Genomic DNA, 17,322 nt, shown 5'->3' with positions numbered 1-17,322 from the left:
CCCCACTCAAACGCCATCGCAAGCCATGCAGGACCCACGCCGCGCGCAATCCAAGTTCCAGTACCAGGCAAAATTCCAGACAAACCATTTTGGTCTGTAATCTACCAATTTGGTATATCATGCGCACCGTGCATCGCAGGGTGCACACGCTATCCCCCTGGACACACACTGGAGAATTCCCACCGTGAAGGCAACTCTTGCGCTGCTGGCGCTGCTACCGCTTACGGCCTGCGTCACCGATCAGTTGAACAGCGGCTTCGCTCGCCTGCGAGGTCAACCGGTCTCCCTGGCGATGGACAGCCTGGGCGTGCCCAGCAGCGAGCGCACCATTGCAGGCCGTCACGTCTATACCTGGACGAACACCGAACTCGTGTCGCGGTATCAGCCGACGACCAGCTACACCACCGGCAAAGTCCCCGCCAAGTCCGGCGACGCGCGCTACTCCGGCTCCACCATCGGCGGCACCACCGTGCAGACCAGCGCCACCTGCAAGATCGAAGCCGAAGTCGACGAGCAGCAACGCATCCGCAACATCTCGTACGATGGCACGGTCGACGCCTGTGCCAAGTATGCGCAGGCGTTGAACCGCTGACGCCTTGACCGACTGATCCGATCCCGGCCCGCGCATGCCGTCGCCAACGCGCCGGGCCCGGGCACTCAAGGAGCCCCCCTTGCCTGCCGCCGCAGACTCCTCCCGCAATCCCGCCAACGCGGTACCCACCGACAAACACGACCTGCTCGGCGCAGAGATCATCGTGGCGTCGGGCTACCCCGCCGTGCACGCGCAATTGCCCGCCCTGCTCGTCTGGATGCAGGACATCAACTGGCCCGTCGCCCGCGTACTGGCGCCCTTTCTAGCCGGCATCGGCGCGCCGTTGGCCGACCACGTGCGCACGATCCTCGCGTCCGATGACCCCATCTGGACCTACAACGTTCTGGCCTATCTGGTCAGCGCATCCGCCCCCCTCGCCATGGCGGTGGAACCGCAGTTGACGCGCCTGGCGGCGCAGCCCAGCCAGGCAGAGCGCGACGAAGGCGTCGACGAACTGGCCCGCCAGATCCTGGCAACGCTGTCCGCCCATCGTTAAGAGCACGCCCCCTTCAGGACACCGGGTCTTCACGACCCCACGATAACCCCGCCTGTCACCGTTCCATTTGGGCTTCTGGGCATGCCATGAGATAATTGATAACGATTCCCATTTATTTACAGCCCCAGCCGTGGATTCCACTCGTGACAGCCGGTTTTCAGCCATCTACAAGAATGACCATCCCTGGCTGGAGCGCCGCCTTGTCAATGGCTTGCGCAATCGCGAAGATGCCGAGGATGTCGCGGGCGAGACATTCACGCAGTTGCTGAGCCTGCCCGCGCTGGAACACCTGAACGAACCGCGCGCGATGCTCCTTACCATCGCGCGCCGCATCACCTGGCGGCTATGGCGCCGTCGCGAACTCGAAAATGCCTGGCTGGAAGTGTTGCGCCTGCAACCCGAGGCCCTCGAACCCTCCGCCGAGGAACGCGTCCAGACCCTGCAATCCCTGCAAGCGCTCGACGCCGCGCTGGACGGCTTGTCGTCCAAGGCGCGAATGGCGTTTCTGTACAGCCAACTCGATGGCATGACCCACGTCCAGATCGCGGCGCGCCTGGGCGTGTCGCCCACGATGGTGCGCAAATACATCGCCCAGGCGCTTCGCCGCTGCTGCAATGTGTTCGGCCTATGACGCCGGCCGAACAGCGCACCCGCGAAGCCGCCATCCAGTGGCAGGTCTGTCTGTCCAGCGGCGCGGCAAGCGAGGCGGACCGTGCCGCCTTCGCCCGCTGGCTGGCCGAGAGTCCCAGCCACGAAACGGCCTGGCAGCGACTCAACGCGGCGCTCGACGGGACGCTGCACCGGCTGAACATCCGTCTGCTCGCAGACGGACATCCGCTACGGCGCTCGCTGGTGCAGCCGCAACTGGCGCAACGGCGCCGGCTGGCCAAACTCGCGTTCACGGGCGGCGTCCTGTTGTTGGGCGCGGGCGCGGCCGACCGGTATGTACCAGTGCGCCACGTGGCGGCGGGTTACGTCACCCGCACTGGCGAAAGGCGCCGCGTGGCCCTGCCCGACGGCAGCCTGATGGAGCTGGACGCGCGCAGCGCCGCGTCGCTGGCCGGTGCAAGCGCGGTCCAGGTGACCACCGGCGCCGCGCTGTTCACCGTCGCATCCGCGGCCGGCTTGCAGGTGCGCCTGCCGCAAGGCGAGGTCAGACTGACTCCTGGCCAAGCCATGGTGCGCTGCACGGACCGCCGCAGCTTCTGCCTTGTCCTGAGCGGCAGCGCCGAGATTCAAACGCGGTCTGGCGCCCACCAACCATTGGCGGCCGGTGAAAGCGCATGGTTCGATGCGCGGCAGATCGAGGCACCCCAGACCGGCCAGCAATACCTGGCGGCCTGGCAGCACGGCGAACTGGAGGTGCACGATGCTCCCCTGCAAACCGTGATCGACACACTTGCCCGCTACCGCCCAGGCTGGCTACGAGTTTCGCCCCAGGCGGCGCGCCTGCGCGTCACCGGACTATTCCCGCTCGATGACAGCGACCGGGCGCTGGAGGCGCTGCGCAATACCCTGCCGATCCGGCTCCAGCGCTTGAGCGGGTGGTACGTCATGGTCGACCTTGCCTGAAAAAAAAAGCGCTCAGCAGGTGTTTTTTTCTACGCGGCGATGCACATACCAGGAACGCGTCCTCACGCATCCTCGGAGTGTTCCATGTTGTCCCTAAGGTTTCCTGTCGCTTGCGTGCTTGCGGCCGCCGCCGGCGCCACCCAGGCCCAGTCGTTGCGCCACTACGATCTGCCCGCAGGTCCGCTCGACATCACGCTGACACAGGTCGCACGCGTCGCGGGCGCCGTCATCTCGTTCCCCGCCCACCTGGTCACCGGTAAGTCCGCCCCGCCCGTTTCCGGCCAGTTCACGGTCGAGCAGGCCACTGCGCGGGCGCTCAGTGGCAGCGGCCTGGAACTGCGCCGAGCGCAGGACGGCACCCTGACCATCGTGCTCTCCAACACGGCGACGCTAGCACCGGTAACCGTAGAGGCCAGCCTGGGCGCGACCACCGAAGGCACCCATTCGTACACCACCGGCTCCATGGCGACGGCCACCAAATTGGCGCTGTCGCCGCGCGAGACGCCACAGTCGGTCAGCGTCGTGACGCGCCAACAGATCGAAGACCGCGGCTTTCAGTCTCTCGACGATGTGGCCCGCGACGTGCCTGGCCTGACGACACGCCAGATTGGCGGCGGTGAACGCACCCAGTTCTTCTCGCGCGGCTTCGAGATCAGTTCCTTTCTGGCCGATGGCGTGCCGCTGGCGTACGACTACGACACCCAGGGCGTAGCGACACTCGCCATGTACGACCGCATCGAAGTGCTGCGCGGTGCCGCGGGCATGATGACCGGCGCCGGCAATCCGTCGGGCACCATCAACCTGGTACGCAAGCGTCCCACGAGCCTCCCGCAATTCTCGGTGACCACCAGCGCCGGCAGCTGGGACAACTACCGCGGCGAGGTCGACGGCGGCGGTGCGCTGAACCAGAGCGGTAGCGTACGCGCGCGCGGCGTCATCTCATACCAGGACTCCAACACCTTCAAAAAAGCCTACGAACACCAGCGCCAGCTGTACTACGGCACGATCGAGGCCGACATCACCGCCCGCACCACGCTCAGCATCGGCGGCTACTACAACCGCGAAGACAGCCCTGGTGCCGACTGGAATGGCCTGCCCACCCGGCGCGACGGCAGCTTCTACGACTTCAAGCGATCCACCCGCCTCTCGCCGGACTGGGCCTACTGGAACAAGGAGAACACCAGCTTCTTCGCCGAGCTAGACCACCGTTTCGACAGCGGCTGGTCCGGCAAAGTCACGGCGCGCACGCTGCGCGCACGCATGAACATGCTTGGCAGTTATCTCTATCCCCTGGAAGACTCCGAATACTTCGGCCAGAGGCTCGGACAGTATGACTACGACAAGACGCAGTACAGCCTGGACGCCTATCTCAGCGGCCCCTTCACGCTGCTGGGACGCAAGCACGAACTCGTGCTGGGCGGCAGCTTCCTGAAAAACCGCGACAACGACGGTCCCGGCGGATGGCCGAGCGCCTACGACATGACCGTGGATCCCGAAAGCTGGAATTCCAGCGCTGTAGCCAAGCCGCAGTTCGACTATCCCTGGTCGCGCAAAGGCTACCAACGCCAGGTGAGCGGATACGCCACCACCCGCCTGAGCCTGGCGGACCCGCTCACCCTCATGCTGGGCGCACGGCTGGACTGGTACGCGTACGACATGATGCTGAAGTCGGGCGACTACGTCAGCCCGCCGGCCGGCTACACGGTCAATCACGAGCTCACGCCCTACGCGGGGCTGATCTACGACCTGGACTCGCATCACTCCGTCTACACGAGCTGGACCAGCGTGTTCCAGCCGCAAGGCAGCCAGTCGGCCAGCGGCACGCCGCTGGCCCCCGTCATCGGCACCAACCTGGAGGCGGGCGTCAAAGGCGAGTACTTCGACGGCCGTCTGAACGCCAGCGCCGCCGTGTTCCAGATTCGCCAGCGCAACCGGCCCGTCGCGCTGGAAACATCCGCTTGCGCCCCCGGAGTGATCGAGTGCTACGCGCCCTCGGGCAAGGTCGAGAGCCGGGGCTTTGAGGTCGAGGTGGCCGGCGCCCTCACGCCCGGCTGGCAGATTTCGGCCGGCTATACCTTCAATCGATCCAAATACCTGGAAGCCTCGGGCAGCAACCCGGCCGGCGCGCCCTACGATACGCAGACCCCACGCCATCTGTTCAAGCTATCCACCATGTACACGCTGCCAGGGTCGCTGAACGCTTGGCGCGTGGGCGGCGCCGTGCGCATGCAAAGCGCTATCAGCCTGCCGGCCTATCACGTACGCCAAGCCGGCTACAGCATCTGGGACGCCGTAGTCGCGTATCGCGCCAGCCCGCAGCTCGACCTGCGCCTGAACGTCTACAACTTGTTCGACAAGTACTACTACCAGGCGATCGGCAGCACCCAGGACAACAACCATTTCGGCACCCCGAGATCGTTCCTGCTCACGGCGAGGTACACGTTCTGAACGAGGCTTCGGTCCGCGGCCCTGCGGGTTCCCATTAAGGATGCCGCATGTACCGGGCCGCGTAACAAAAGTAAATAAATCAGAACGGCGCGGCGAACACCCCGTCTGCGCCTGACGCCTGGCCACGCGCTCGTGAGTGCCTGCCGCGCTATGAAGCGCCCTCGCTTTCCCCGAACCTTGCCCAATGGGAACCCCGGCAAAACCGATTCGCGGGCTAAAAAGGGGTGCGAACAGGCTGTTGAATCCACGCCACACCCCCTCTCGCCAGACGCACAAGCTGCTGGCATGATGCGGCGCGTAGGGAACCTGTCTGGCATCTGAACAAGGAAAACAAACGTGCGATTCAGCTTTTTCAAGGCCCTGCTGGCCGGCCTGATCGGCGCCGTGCTGAGCGGCTGCACCACCTGGGACGTGGCGATGATGCGCCACAAGGGCAAACCCGTGAACGACATCGTGGCCGAATGGGGCGTCCCCGATCGCGTCTACGCCAGCGACGACCTGCCGGTCGGCCAACTGGTCTACCAGTGGCAGACCTCCGGCGAAGTCTCGTGGGATGAAGCCGTCGGCACCTTCTACGTGCCTCCGCCCGGCGGCGTCAGCTACGGCTTCGGCAACAACACCGGCACCATCTATCAACGGCGCACGGGCGTGGCCAGTTGCTACACCATGCTCCACGTCAACGAGCAAGGCATCGTCGTCGGCGGCGACCTCGTCAACCACGGCACGACATGCAAGATGTGGTGATGGCAACGCGCCGCGCGCCGCCCCTGCGGCCGCCAGCCCGCCCCACCTCGGACAACCCGCGAACCCATTCCCGATGACGACCATGAAAGCCACCTTCGCTCCCTTGATCGCCCTGGCCTTGCTGGCCAGCCCCGCCTTCGCCGCCGAAAAGAAGCCCACGCCCGGCGACATCTCGCGCGCCATCGCCTATGCCGACGTGATGCGTGCCTTTGCCTATGGCGAACAAGCCGAGAAGTACAAGGCACGCTACGACAAGATCGGCGCCAGCCAGGACGGCCTGGAAGCCATGACCAACGCCGCCAACCTGATGACCCTGGCCAACCAGGCCATGCGCGCCGCCTGCGCGCGTGAACCGCACTACGTCGAGAAAGGCATCGAGGCGTTTCGTTGCAGCAAGATCAAGTAGTCGGCTGACGGCAGCGCCAAACGAAAAAGCCCGCAGAACGAAAGTTCTGCGGGCTTTTATTCAGCTTGGCAAAGCCAGGCTGAGAATCTGGCGGAGATGGTGGGATTCGAACCCACGATGCAGTTTTTAGCCACATACTCCCTTAGCAGGGGAGCCCCTTCAGCCTCTCGGGCACATCTCCGAAGAGAACGAGATTCTAGCACGACTTTTTAACGGTTTTCCCCTGGCGGGGCCTGCCCGTGAAAAAAATCGTGCCGGAACTGCGATCCTCAGGCCTTGGTGGCGGGCGCCTGGTCCAGGCCGAAGGCCTTGTGCAGTGCGCGCACGCCCAATTCCATGTACTTGTCGTCGATGATGACCGAGGTCTTGATTTCGCTGGTGCTGATCATCTGGATGTTGATGCCTTCTTGCGAAAGCGTCTGGAACATCAGGCTGGCCACGCCGACGTGCGAGCGCATGCCGATGCCGACGATCGAGACCTTGGCGACCTTCTCGTCGGTGGACAGCTCGCGAGCGCCCACGGCGGGGATGACTTCGCGCTTGAGCAGGTCGACGGCGCGGGCGAACTCGTTGCGGTTCACGGTGAACGAGAAATCGGTCGTGCCGGCCACGGACTGGTTCTGCACGATCATGTCGACATCGATATTGGCGGCGGCAACCGGGCCCAGGATCGAGAAGGCGATGCCGGGCTTGTCGGGAACGCCCAGCAGGGTGATTTTGGCTTCGTCGCGGCTGAAGGCGATGCCGGAGACAACGGCGGCTTCCATTTTTTCGTCTTCCTCAAAAGTAATCAGCGTGCCCGAAACCATTTCCTGGTCGAGCGGGATGAGCGGGTCGGTCAAGGACGACAGGACCCGCGTCGGCACACGGTATTTGCCGGCGAATTCCACCGAGCGGATCTGCAGGACCTTGGAGCCCAGCGACGCCATTTCCAGCATTTCCTCGAAGGAAACGACGGCCATGCGGCGCGCTTCGGGCACCACCCGCGGATCGGTCGTGTAGACGCCATCCACATCGGTGTAGATCAGGCATTCGTCGGCCTTGAGCGCCGCCGCCACGGCCACGGCCGAGGTGTCGGAACCGCCACGGCCCAGCGTCGTGATGTGGCCTTCCGGGTCCACGCCCTGGAAGCCCGTGACGATGACCACGCGGCCGGCGTCGAGGTCGGCGCGGATGCGGGCGTCGTCGATGGACGTGATGCGCGCTTTGGTGAACGAAGAATCGGTGCGCACCGGCACTTGCCAGCCCGCGTAGCTGCGGGCGGCCACGCCTTCGGCTTGCAGCGCGATGGCCAACAGGCCGCTGCTGGCTTGTTCGCCGGTGGCGGCGATCATGTCGAGCTCGCGCGCGTCGGGCTGGGGCGTAATTTCGCGGGCCAGGCCGAGCAGGCGATTGGTTTCGCCTGCCATGGCCGACGGCACCACGACAACCTGGTGGCCGGCAGCGTGCCACTTTGCGACGCGTCGCGCCACGTTCCGGATGCGCTCTACCGAGCCCATCGAAGTACCGCCATATTTATGAACGATCAGGGACATCTCGTACTCTGGCTGGGAACCCGCCGCAAGTGTTGACGGGCAAAACCTCATATTCTATCGCGGCGGTAAAAATTTGCGCAGCACGTGGAATTTTCTTTCCATTCCACGGTCATTTTTCGCGGAATTTGTCGTCTTTCGCTGAATTTTCCGGCGCTGGGGCCGGGATCGGACGCGGTTTCGCCGACAGTTGGCCATCGTCCGGCCGCGCTTCCAGCCACACCCGTCCTCGATGGCAGCGAATCACGTGCCCGGCCTGCTCCACCCGCAACTGGCGGTCGTGCCCCAGGCTGTGCAGTTCGCGCAGTTGGCGCAATAGATCGCGCAGGCGTGCATCGGTGGGCATGCGGGCGCCGTTCTGCGCCAACCAGTAGCGCAGTACCTGGGCCTGGCGCGCGGGCGACAGTTTGCGCCACGCGGCCAGCGAGAAGCTGGCGCCGTCCGGCCCGGGTTCCAGGCCGGCCAGGTCGTCGCGGGCGACTTCGTCCAGGATCTCGGCGGCTTCGGCCATGTGGCGGGCGTGGCGGGCGACGATGGCGCGCCAGCCAGGCCAGCGGCCATCCAGCGCGGGCGCCAGCAGTTCGCGCAAGGCGGCGCGGGTGTAGCGCGGATCGGCGTTGGTGGGGTCCTGCACGGGACGCCAACCGGTGGCATCGGCGAATTGCGCGGCGGCGTGCAGGATGGCGTCCCTGCCCTCGTCCAGCCAGGGGCGCAGGTAGGTCAAGCCATCGCGACGGGTCAGCGGCGCCATGGCCGCCATGCCGGCCAGGCCCGTGCCGCGCAACAGGCGCAACAGCACAGTTTCGGCCTGGTCGTTGCGGTGATGGGCCAGCAGCACCAGCGTCACGCCGTCGTCGTGGGCCAGGCGGGCCAGCGCGGCATAGCGGGCATCGCGCGCGGCGGCCTCGATGCCCTTGCCGGTGGCCTCGTCCACCTGGACCCGCGCCAGCCGCAGCGGCAGGCCCAGCAGATCGGCCAACCCCCGCACCTGCTGGCTCCAGCCATCGGCGGCCGCCTGCAGGCCGTGGTGCACATGGAACAGCAGCACCTCGATACCCGCGGCGCGGGCCACGGCGGCCGCATGTACGGCCAGCATGGCCGAATCGGCGCCGCCGCTGACGGCCACGGCGATACGCCCCGGCGGTTGCGGCAGGGACTGCAAGGCGCGCCGCAAGGCGGCGGCCAGGTCAGGCGATACGGGATAGGGAAACGACTGCCCCGCGCTGGCCGCGTCAGACGGATCGGATGCGGCGGGGGGGCGGGTCATGGCGGACGGCGCGAAGAGAGCCTGGCCGCGGCGCCGGCATGGGCCGGCGCGCGGGGCGCTCTTAAGCGCGCACTTCCTGGAAGGCGCCGTAGGACAGCACGCGCTGGACGCGCTGTTCCACGAGCTGCTCGGGCGTCAGACCCTGCAGCTGGCGCAGGGCGTCGCCCAGCGCGCGGCGCAACAGGCGCGCCATGACGCGCGGGTCGCGGTGGGCGCCGCCCACCGGTTCGTTGATGACGCGGTCGACCAGGCCCAGGTCTTTCAGGCGCGGGGCGATGATGGCCAGCGCTTCGGCGGCCTCGGGGGCCTTGTCGGCGCTGCGCCACAGGATGGACGCGCAGCCTTCGGGCGAGATCACGGCGTAGGTGGCGTACTGCAGCATCAGCACGGCGTTGCCCACGGCGATGGCCAGGGCGCCGCCCGAGCCGCCTTCGCCGATGATCGTGACGATCACGGGGACCTTCAGTTCGGCCATGGCGTACAGGTTGTGGCCGATGGCTTCGGACTGGCCGCGTTCTTCGGCGCCGATGCCGGGATAGGCGCCGGGGGTATCCACGAAGGTGAACACGGGGATGCCGAATTTTTCGGCCAGGCGCATCAGGCGCAGGGCCTTTCGATAGCCTTCCGGACGCGGCATGCCGAAGTTGCGGGCGGCGCGTTCCTTGGTGTCGCGGCCTTTCTGGTGGCCGATCACCATGCAGGGCGTGCCGTTAAAGCGCGCCAGGCCGCCCACGATGGACTGGTCGTCGGCGTACATGCGGTCGCCGTGCAGTTCGTGGAAGTCGGTGAAGATTTCGCGCACGTAGTCCAGCGTGTAGGGACGCTGGGGGTGGCGGGCGACGAGCGCCGTCTGCCAAGGCGTGAGCTTGGCGTAGATTTCCTTGGCCAGTGACTGACTCTTCTGCTGCAGACGTCCGATCTCGTCGGAGATGTCTACCGCCGAATCGGCCTGCACGTAGCGCAGCTGCTCGATCTTGTTTTCAAGCTCGGCGAGCGGCTGTTCAAATTCCAGAAATGTATTGCGCATGTAGTGTGGTTCCGTAGATGGGCGACCTGGTTTGCGTCAGTATTGGACCGGCGTCGGTTCCAGACTGCGCCACAGATACCAGGTAGCCACGGTACGCCAGGGTTGCCACGCCAACGAGACTTCGCGAGCCTCGAAGCGCGAGACAGGCTCGCCGCTGAAATAGTGTAGCGAGATTGCCTTGAGCAACCCAGGATCATCCAGCGGCAGAACATCAGGCCGCTGCAGATTGAAAATCAAAAACATCTCCGCCGTCCAGCGTCCGATGCCCCGGATGGCGGTCAATTCAGAAATAACGGCCTCGTCGTCCATGGCCGCCCATTTTTCAGGGTGGACCCGGCGTTCGCCGAAATGCACGGCCAGGTCCAGCACGTATTCGGCCTTGCGCTGCGACAGGCCGGCATTGCGCAGGCCTTCCAGGCCCACGCGCAGCACCGCCACGGGGGTGGGCCGCTTGCCGGCGGCTTCCAGGAACTTGTCCCAGACGGCGTCGGCCGCCTTGGCCGAGACCTGCTGGCCGATGATCGCCCGCGCCAGCGTCACGAAAGGCGTGCCGCGCGAGGTCAGCCAGACCTCGGGGTGCTGGGGGATGATCTTTTTCAGGATGCGGTCGCGCCGCATCAGGTGGGCGACGGCGGCCTCCCAATACTCAGGCTTGGGAATGTCGGTATCTACGATGGACATGTGGGGCGTTTCCTGGGGGTTCACGCCCGACGCCATTGCGTCAGGCCGCCCGGTTTGTCATCGAGTTCGATGCCGGCATCGCGCAGCTCGGCACGGATGCGATCCGCCTCTGCGAAGTTGCGGGCCGCCTTGGCGGCCGCGCGGGCGTCGATCAGGGTCTGGATGGCGTCGGCGTCCAGTTCGCTGCGTACGCCTTGTTCCATCGCGGCCGCCGAATAGCGGGTGGACGACTGGAAGTAGGCGGCCGGGTCCTGTTGCAGCAGGCCCAGCAGCGAGGCCAGCGCCTTCAGCTGGCCGGCGCTGCGCGCGCTCTTGCTGCGGTTGGCTTCGGACGCCAGTTCGAACAGGGCCGCGACCGCGCCGGAACTGTTGAAGTCGTCGTCCATGGCGGCCTTGAAGGCCTGCGCCTGGGGGTCGTTCCAGTCGATGCCCTGGTCGTCGGCCGGCACGTTCTGCAGCGCCTGGTACAGGCGGTCCAGCGCGTTCTGGGCGTCGACCAGGTTGTCCGGCGTGTAGTTCTGCGGGCTGCGGTAGTGGTTGCGCACGATGAAGAAACGCACCATTTCGGCTTCGCGCGGGTTGACGCGGTAATCGGCCTGGTCGGCCGCGGGGTCGCCTTGGGCGATGGTCTGGCGGATGGTGCGGAAATTGCCCAGCGACTTGGACATCTTGTCCGAATCGACCATCAGCGGGCCGCAATGCATCCAGATGTTGGCCAGCACGCCGCCGAAAGCGCCTTCGGTCTGGGCGATCTCGTTTTCGTGGTGCGGGAATTTCAGGTCGGGACCGCCGCCGTGGATGTCCAGGGGCAGGCCCAGCAGCGATTTGCTCATGGCCGAGCATTCGATGTGCCATCCCGGACGGCCCATGCCATAGGGCGATTCCCACTTGGTGTCGGCGGGTTCTTCGGCCTTGGCCGATTTCCACAGCACGAAATCAAGCGGATCGCGCTTGGACGAACCCACTGCCACGCGTTCGCCGGCGCGCAGGTCGTCCAGCGTCTTGCCGGACAGCTTGCCGTAGCCTTCGAAGCCGCGCACGGCGTAGTTCACGTCGCCGTCGTCGGCCTGGTAGGCCAGGCCCTTCTGTTCGAGCTTGCCGATGATGTCGAGCATCTCGCCCACGTACTGGGTGGCGCGCGGCTCGCGGTCGGGCGTGTCCACGCCCAGCGCGCGCTCGTCGGCGTGCATGGCGGCGATGTAGAACTCGGTGACTTCACCGATGCGGCGGCCGGTTTCGACGGCGCGGCGGATGATCTTGTCGTCGATGTCGGTGATATTGCGCACGTAGTCGACGGCCAGGCCGCTGGCGCGCAGCCAGCGCTGCACCACGTCGAACGACACCAGCATGCGGGCATGGCCCAGGTGGCAGAAGTCGTACACGGTCATGCCACACACGTACATGCGCACCTGACCAGCCTGGGCCGGCTTGAACGGTTCTTTGGTACGCGATAACGTGTTGTAGATTTGCAGCATGGCGCTTTTGAGGTTGTCCAAATTTTTTCCGAGGCGGCTGCGGAAAACGTTGTGCCCGAAGGACGATACCTTCAGGGCTTGCCGCCGATGGGTTGCCGACGTTGCCAGGATTGCCGCCCGGGGGGTTAAGCCCGAGGTTTAAGTCCGAAGTTTCGCCCCGGGGCTTCATCACCCCGGCACACTTGTCGGCCTATCCCGACACACTTGTCGGCCAGCGTTTTGCCTCAATGTCGAGCCAAAAACTGAACCGAGGCTAAAATGGCGGTCGTCAAGTATAGCAAGCGGCCCGGTCGCGCGCGTAAGCGCGCGCCAGCCACGACTTTTAACGGATGCCCACGTGACTATCAAGCCGCGTTTTTGCGTCACCCTGCTCGCACTGGCCCTGGCCGGCGCGCCGGCTGCCGGCGCCTTTGCCCAATCCATGGGCGGCTCGGGGCAGAACCCGAACGCCAACCGCACCACGCTGGACCCCATTCCGCCTGAAGGCGGCTGGGAAGGCCTGGCCAATGTGCTCAAGTCCGTGCAGCCCAGCGTGGACACCCGGCTGCAGCCCAGCGCCTCGCAGATCACCAACTACATCGAACGCCTGCTGAACCACGGCGACAACGCCGAGGCGCTGGCGATGATCGAAAAGCGCGAGGCCCAGATCAAGGATCAGCGCGGCACCGACGTGCAGCTGATGTTCCAGCACGCGCGCGCGCTGGCCGCCCTGGATCGCAAGGCCGAGGCCATCGACATCTACACCGAGATGACGACCCGTTTCCCGGAACTGCCGGAACCTTGGAACAACCTGGCCGCTCTATATGCCAGCCGGGGCGAACTTGAAAAAGCACAAGACGCCCTGCAACAGGCCTTGCGCGCCGACCCGGGCTACGCCGCCGCGCGCGCCAACCTGGGCGACCTGCAATTGCTGCAGGCGTTGCGCACCTACAAGCAGGCCGCCAAGGAAGGCGTGCCGGGCATGCAGGACAAGGCTCGCGAAGTCGAAACCATGCTGAAGGATAGGCAACACAAATGATGTCCCGCTATTCCCCTCTCCACCTGCTGCGCCTGACGGCGTGCTCGTTCGCGCTGGCCGCCTTTGCCCCAGCGCTCGTCAGCGCCGCGCCTGCGGCCGCCCCCTCAACCTCTCCCTCTGAAGGCACAAAAGCCATGAGCACCAATCCCCGCGTCAAGCTTCACACCAACCAAGGCGACATGGTCATCACCCTGGACGCCGCCAAGGCGCCCAAGACCGTCGAGAACTTCCTGACCTACGTCAAGGAAGGCTTCTACAACGGCACGGTGTTCCACCGCGTGATCGACGGCTTCATGATCCAGGGCGGCGGTTTCGAACCCGGCATGAAGCAGAAGCAAACCCATGCCCCGATCGAAAACGAGGCCAACAACGGCCTGAAGAACGACAAGTACACCCTGGCGATGGCCCGCACCAGCGACCCGCACTCGGCGACCGCCCAGTTCTTCATCAACGTGTCCAACAACGACTTCCTGAACTTCACCGCGCCCACGCCCAACGGTTGGGGCTACGCCGTGTTCGGCAGCATCACCGAAGGCACCGACGTGGTCGACAAGATCAAGGGCGTGAAGACCGGCAACAAGGGCTTCCACCAGAACGTCCCCAACGAAGACGTGATCATCGAGAAGGCCGAAGTTCTTGAATAAGCTTGCCCTGGCCGGCCCGATCTGGCTGGCATCCGACCTGCACCTGGGGCCGGCAACGCCGGCCACCTCGGAGGCCTTCCTGGCCTTCCTGCAGGCCGCCGAAGAAGAAGCCGCCGCCCTGCTGCTGCCGGGCGACATCTTCGATGCCTGGATCGGCGACGACGTAATCCGCGCCGCGCCGCCGTGGCTGGCCACGGTGCTCAAGGCGCTGCAGGCCACCGCAGCGCGCATTCCGGTCTGGCTGGGCCGCGGCAACCGCGACTTCCTGATCGGCGAAGAACTGGCCGCCGCCGTGGGCGCCAAGCTGCTGCCCGAACCGGCGCTGCTGCAGACCGACTACGGCAACGTGCTGCTCACGCACGGCGACGAATTCTGTACCGACGACGCCGCGTACCAGCAGTTCCGCCAGATGGTCCGCAACCCGCAATGGCAGGCTGAATTCCTGTCCAAGACCATTCCCGAGCGCCTGGCCATGGCGCAGCAGGCCCGCGGCGAAAGCCAGGCCGCCAACCAGGCCAAGTCGATGGAAATCATGGACGTGAATGCCGGCGCCATCGCACAGGTCTTCCGCGACTCGGGCGTCAGCGTGCTGGTGCATGGGCATACCCATCGCCCCGCCCGCCACGTGCTTGACGTCGACGGCAAGAAGCGCGAACGCTGGGTACTGCCCGACTGGGACTGCGACCACGTTTCACCGCCCCGCGGCGGCTGGCTGGTCATCGACCAGGACGGCCTGCAGTTCTACGATCTCGACATCGAAGCATAGGCCTGGGGCCCGCCCCCGCCATGCTCCATGAAAATGGGCCGCGTCATGTGACGCGGCCCATTTTTTTCCTGTGCGCGGGACCCGGGCCCCGCGCCAGGCGGAATCAGAGGAAGATCCAGGCCGCCACGATGGCGCCGAACACGATGCGGTACCAGGCGAACACGCGGTAGGTGTGGTTGGCCACGAAACGCAGCACCGCGCGCACCACCACGATGGCGCTCAGGAAGGCCGCCACGAAGCCCACGGCGATGCCGGACAGGTCGTGCTGGGTGAGCAGGTCCATGTTCTTGTACATGTCGTACACGGCCGCGCCCAGCATGGTGGGCATGGCCAGGAAGAACGAGAACTCGGTGGCCGTCTTGCGCTGGATACCCGCGATCATGCCACCGATGATGGTGGCGCCGGACCGCGAGGTGCCGGGGATCATGGCCAGGCATTGGGCCACACCCACGCCCAGCGCCTGCTTCCAGGTGATCTGTTCCAGCGTGCGGGCGGTGGCGTGTTCGTCGGACGCGGTGTCGTCCGCGGCGCCGGGCACGTCGCCCGGCGTGTGGCGGGTACGGCGCTCGACATACAGCATGATCAGGCCGCCCAGCACCAGGGTCACCACCACCACGCCCGGGTGGTAGAACACCTGCTTGATCGACTTGATGAAGATGGCGCCGATGACGGCGGCCGGCAGGAAGGCGATGATCAGGTTGCGGGTGAAGGCGACTTCGCTGGGCACGCCGGTGAGCGTGCCGCGGATCAGCTGCAGCAGGCGGGCCCGGAAGATCCACATCACGGCCAGGATGGAACCGAGCTGGATCACGACTTCAAACACCTTGCCCTGGCTGGATTCGAAATTGATCCAGTCGCCGATCAGGATCAGGTGGCCCGTGCTGGACACGGGGATGAATTCCGTCAGGCCTTCGACGATGCCCAGGATGAAGGCCTTGATCAGGTAGAGCGTGGAATCGGTCACGATGGCGGGTTCCAGGTAGATGAGGTCGGGTCCGGGGTTGGCGGCGCTAGTCGTTGGTCAGCGACGCGTCTTCGTCCAGCAGTTCGGGCGCGCGCTTTTCAACGCGCACCAGGGCAATGCGGCGGCCATCCATTTCCAGGACTTCGAAGCGGAAATGGTCGTGGTGGATCTCGTATTCGCAGACATCGCCCGGCTTGGGCAGATGGCCGAAACGCGACAGCAGGTAGCCGGCCAGCGTGGAGAAATCCTGGGCGTCGTCGACCAGGCCTTCGGTTTCCAGCACTTGTTCGACATGGTGCAGGTCGGCCGCGCCGTCGATCTTCCAGATGTTGGGGCCGTCGGCGACGATGTCGGGCAGTTCGTCTTCGTCGGGGAATTCACCGGCGATGGCTTCGAACACGTCGATCGGGGTCACCAGGCCTTCGATGGCGCCGAACTCGTCGGCCACCAGCACCAGCTGGCCGCGCGAGCGCTTGAGCGTATCCATCAGGCGCAGGATGCCGATGGCCTCGTGCACGATGATCGGATCGCGCAGGCGGTTGCGGCGCACGCGGCCTTCGGTGATCAGGTCGGCCACCAGGTCCTTGGCGCGGGCGATGCCCAGCACTTCGTCGAGCGAGCCGCGGCAGACCGGAAAGAAGCTGTGCGGCGCCTCGGTGATCTGGCGCCGGATGGTCTCGGGATCATCGTCGATGTTGATCCACGACACGTCGGTGCGCGGCGTCATGATCGAACGAATGGAACGTTCGGCCAGCGTCAGCACGCCGCTGACCATGTTGCGTTCTTCGACGCCAAAGGCCGGCATGGCCGGGCCGTCGGCGCTGGGCAGGTCGGGTTCTTCGGCGGGCGGGCGCTTGCCCAGCATGCGCAGCACGGCGGACGCGGTGCGTTCGCGCATGGGGCGGCGCGCGTCCAGCTTGAGCAGGTTGCGGCGCGCCACCTGGTTGAGCGCCTCGATGGCGACCGAGAAGCCGATGGCGGCGTACAGGTAGCCCTTGGGCACTTTGAAGCCGAAGGCCTCGGCCAGCAGCGAAAAGCCGATCATCAGCAAGAAGCCCAGGCACAGCACGACCACCGTGGGGTGGGCGTTGACGAAGCGCGTGAGCGGCTTGGACGCCAGCAGCATGATGCCGATGGCGATGACCACGGCAATCATCATGATGGCCAGGTGATCGACCATGCCGACGGCAGTGATGACCGAGTCCAGCGAGAACACGGCGTCGAGCACCACGATCTGCGTCACGATGACCCAGAAGCTGGCGTACACGCGCGGCCCCGACGAGCCGCCATGCTGGCCGCCTTCGAGGCGCTCGTGCAGTTCCATCGTGCCCTTGAACAGCAGGAAGAAGCCACCGACCATGAGAATCAGGTCCCGCCCCGATGGCGAGAAGGGTCCGACGGCAAACAGGGGGGTGGTCAGGGTGACCAGATACGACATGACCGACAAGAGGCCAAGCCGCATGACGAGCGCCAGGCTGAGGCCCAAGATGCGCGCACGGTCGCGTTGCGACGGGGGCAGCTTGTCCGCCAGGATGGCGATGAAAATCAGGTTATCAATTCCCAGGACGATCTCAAGGACGACCAGGGTAAGCAAGCCGACCCACGCAGCGGGGTCCAGCAGCCACTCCATCAGGAGCTCCAGAAGTTATGCGACCGGTAATCGTACATGGAAAATCCGTGACACGCCGGT

The 17,322-nt window shown here is 65.5% G+C and carries 17 protein-coding genes and 1 tRNA gene; 10 read left to right on the top strand and 8 right to left on the bottom strand.

What is annotated here, in order from left to right:
* The first annotated feature begins 184 nt into the window (after positions 1-184).
* From HV798_RS13250 to HV798_RS13220, 7 genes are all read left to right on the top strand, one after another.
* Positions 185-592, top strand: a complete 408-nt coding sequence (locus HV798_RS13250) for a hypothetical protein (protein WP_175192722.1) — start codon at positions 185-187, stop codon at positions 590-592.
* Between the two features lie 79 nt (positions 593-671).
* Complete coding sequence (locus HV798_RS13245; RefSeq protein WP_175192723.1) at positions 672-1,088, top strand: DUF5071 domain-containing protein; 417 nt, start codon at positions 672-674, stop codon at positions 1,086-1,088.
* A 130-nt stretch (positions 1,089-1,218) separates the two neighbouring features.
* A complete protein-coding gene (locus tag HV798_RS13240; RefSeq protein WP_425486142.1) occupies positions 1,219-1,719 on the top strand; it encodes a sigma-70 family RNA polymerase sigma factor in 501 nt (166 codons plus the stop codon).
* Positions 1,716-2,660 carry a DUF4880 domain-containing protein gene (locus HV798_RS13235; protein ID WP_175192724.1) on the top strand — a complete coding sequence of 315 codons (945 nt, stop codon included), beginning with the start codon at positions 1,716-1,718 and terminating at the stop codon, positions 2,658-2,660. The genes HV798_RS13240 and HV798_RS13235 overlap by 4 nt, the downstream gene beginning before the upstream one ends.
* A gap of 84 nt (positions 2,661-2,744) precedes the next feature.
* Positions 2,745-5,108, top strand: a complete 2,364-nt coding sequence (locus tag HV798_RS13230) for a TonB-dependent siderophore receptor (protein WP_175192725.1) — start codon at positions 2,745-2,747, stop codon at positions 5,106-5,108.
* A gap of 336 nt (positions 5,109-5,444) precedes the next feature.
* Positions 5,445-5,852 (top strand): periplasmic binding family protein, encoded by a 408-nt coding sequence (locus HV798_RS13225; protein WP_175192726.1) that lies wholly within the window; start codon positions 5,445-5,447, stop codon positions 5,850-5,852.
* Positions 5,853-5,934: 82 nt separating this feature from the next.
* Positions 5,935-6,258, top strand: a complete 324-nt coding sequence (locus HV798_RS13220; protein WP_246288759.1) for a hypothetical protein — start codon at positions 5,935-5,937, stop codon at positions 6,256-6,258.
* 88 nt (positions 6,259-6,346) lie between these two features.
* Here HV798_RS13220 and HV798_RS13215 read toward each other — a convergent pair.
* The 6 genes from HV798_RS13215 to cysS form a co-directional block, all read right to left on the bottom strand.
* A tRNA-Ser gene (locus HV798_RS13215) sits at positions 6,347-6,439 on the bottom strand.
* A gap of 88 nt (positions 6,440-6,527) precedes the next feature.
* The gene (locus HV798_RS13210) at positions 6,528-7,793 is read right to left on the bottom strand and encodes an aspartate kinase (protein WP_025137988.1); all 1,266 of its coding nucleotides are present in this window, start codon (positions 7,791-7,793) and stop codon (positions 6,528-6,530) included.
* 109 nt (positions 7,794-7,902) lie between these two features.
* The gene (gene tilS, locus HV798_RS13205) at positions 7,903-8,964 is read right to left on the bottom strand and encodes a tRNA lysidine(34) synthetase TilS (RefSeq protein WP_343038553.1); all 1,062 of its coding nucleotides are present in this window, start codon (positions 8,962-8,964) and stop codon (positions 7,903-7,905) included.
* Positions 8,965-9,118: 154 nt separating this feature from the next.
* Entirely contained in the window at positions 9,119-10,084 is a 966-nt protein-coding gene (locus HV798_RS13200; protein WP_025137990.1) for an acetyl-CoA carboxylase carboxyltransferase subunit alpha, read from the bottom strand.
* A 36-nt stretch (positions 10,085-10,120) separates the two neighbouring features.
* On the bottom strand, positions 10,121-10,765 hold the full coding sequence (locus HV798_RS13195) for a DNA-3-methyladenine glycosylase family protein (protein ID WP_025137991.1): 645 nt from the start codon (positions 10,763-10,765) through the stop codon (positions 10,121-10,123).
* Between the two features lie 20 nt (positions 10,766-10,785).
* Positions 10,786-12,240, bottom strand: coding sequence for a cysteine--tRNA ligase (gene cysS, locus HV798_RS13190; RefSeq protein WP_175192871.1), 1,455 nt, complete (start codon positions 12,238-12,240; stop codon positions 10,786-10,788).
* Between the two features lie 337 nt (positions 12,241-12,577).
* Between cysS and HV798_RS13185 the strand changes: the two genes are divergently transcribed.
* The 3 genes from HV798_RS13185 to HV798_RS13175 all read left to right on the top strand — a co-directional run bounded on the left by HV798_RS13185 (position 12,578) and on the right by HV798_RS13175 (position 14,668).
* Positions 12,578-13,258, top strand: coding sequence for a tetratricopeptide repeat protein (locus HV798_RS13185; RefSeq protein ID WP_175192729.1), 681 nt, complete (start codon positions 12,578-12,580; stop codon positions 13,256-13,258).
* A 134-nt stretch (positions 13,259-13,392) separates the two neighbouring features.
* A complete protein-coding gene (locus tag HV798_RS13180; RefSeq protein WP_025137994.1) occupies positions 13,393-13,902 on the top strand; it encodes a peptidylprolyl isomerase in 510 nt (169 codons plus the stop codon).
* Entirely contained in the window at positions 13,895-14,668 is a 774-nt protein-coding gene (locus tag HV798_RS13175; protein WP_175192730.1) for a UDP-2,3-diacylglucosamine diphosphatase, read from the top strand. Before HV798_RS13180 ends, HV798_RS13175 begins: the two co-directional genes overlap by 8 nt.
* A gap of 103 nt (positions 14,669-14,771) precedes the next feature.
* Here the strand turns inward: HV798_RS13175 and HV798_RS13170 are convergent, their stop codons facing one another.
* A complete protein-coding gene (locus HV798_RS13170) occupies positions 14,772-15,632 on the bottom strand; it encodes an undecaprenyl-diphosphate phosphatase (protein ID WP_175192731.1) in 861 nt (286 codons plus the stop codon).
* Between the two features lie 46 nt (positions 15,633-15,678).
* Positions 15,679-17,262 carry a TerC family protein gene (locus HV798_RS13165; RefSeq protein ID WP_175192732.1) on the bottom strand — a complete coding sequence of 528 codons (1,584 nt, stop codon included), beginning with the start codon at positions 17,260-17,262 and terminating at the stop codon, positions 15,679-15,681.
* Between the last annotated feature and the right edge of the window lie 60 nt (positions 17,263-17,322).

This window comes from Achromobacter deleyi, from assembly GCF_902859705.1.
Classification (GTDB): Bacteria; Pseudomonadota; Gammaproteobacteria; order Burkholderiales; family Burkholderiaceae_B; genus Achromobacter; species Achromobacter deleyi.
The sequence above is the reverse complement of the archived record's forward strand: the minus strand, read 5'-3'. Positions and strand labels throughout refer to the sequence as shown.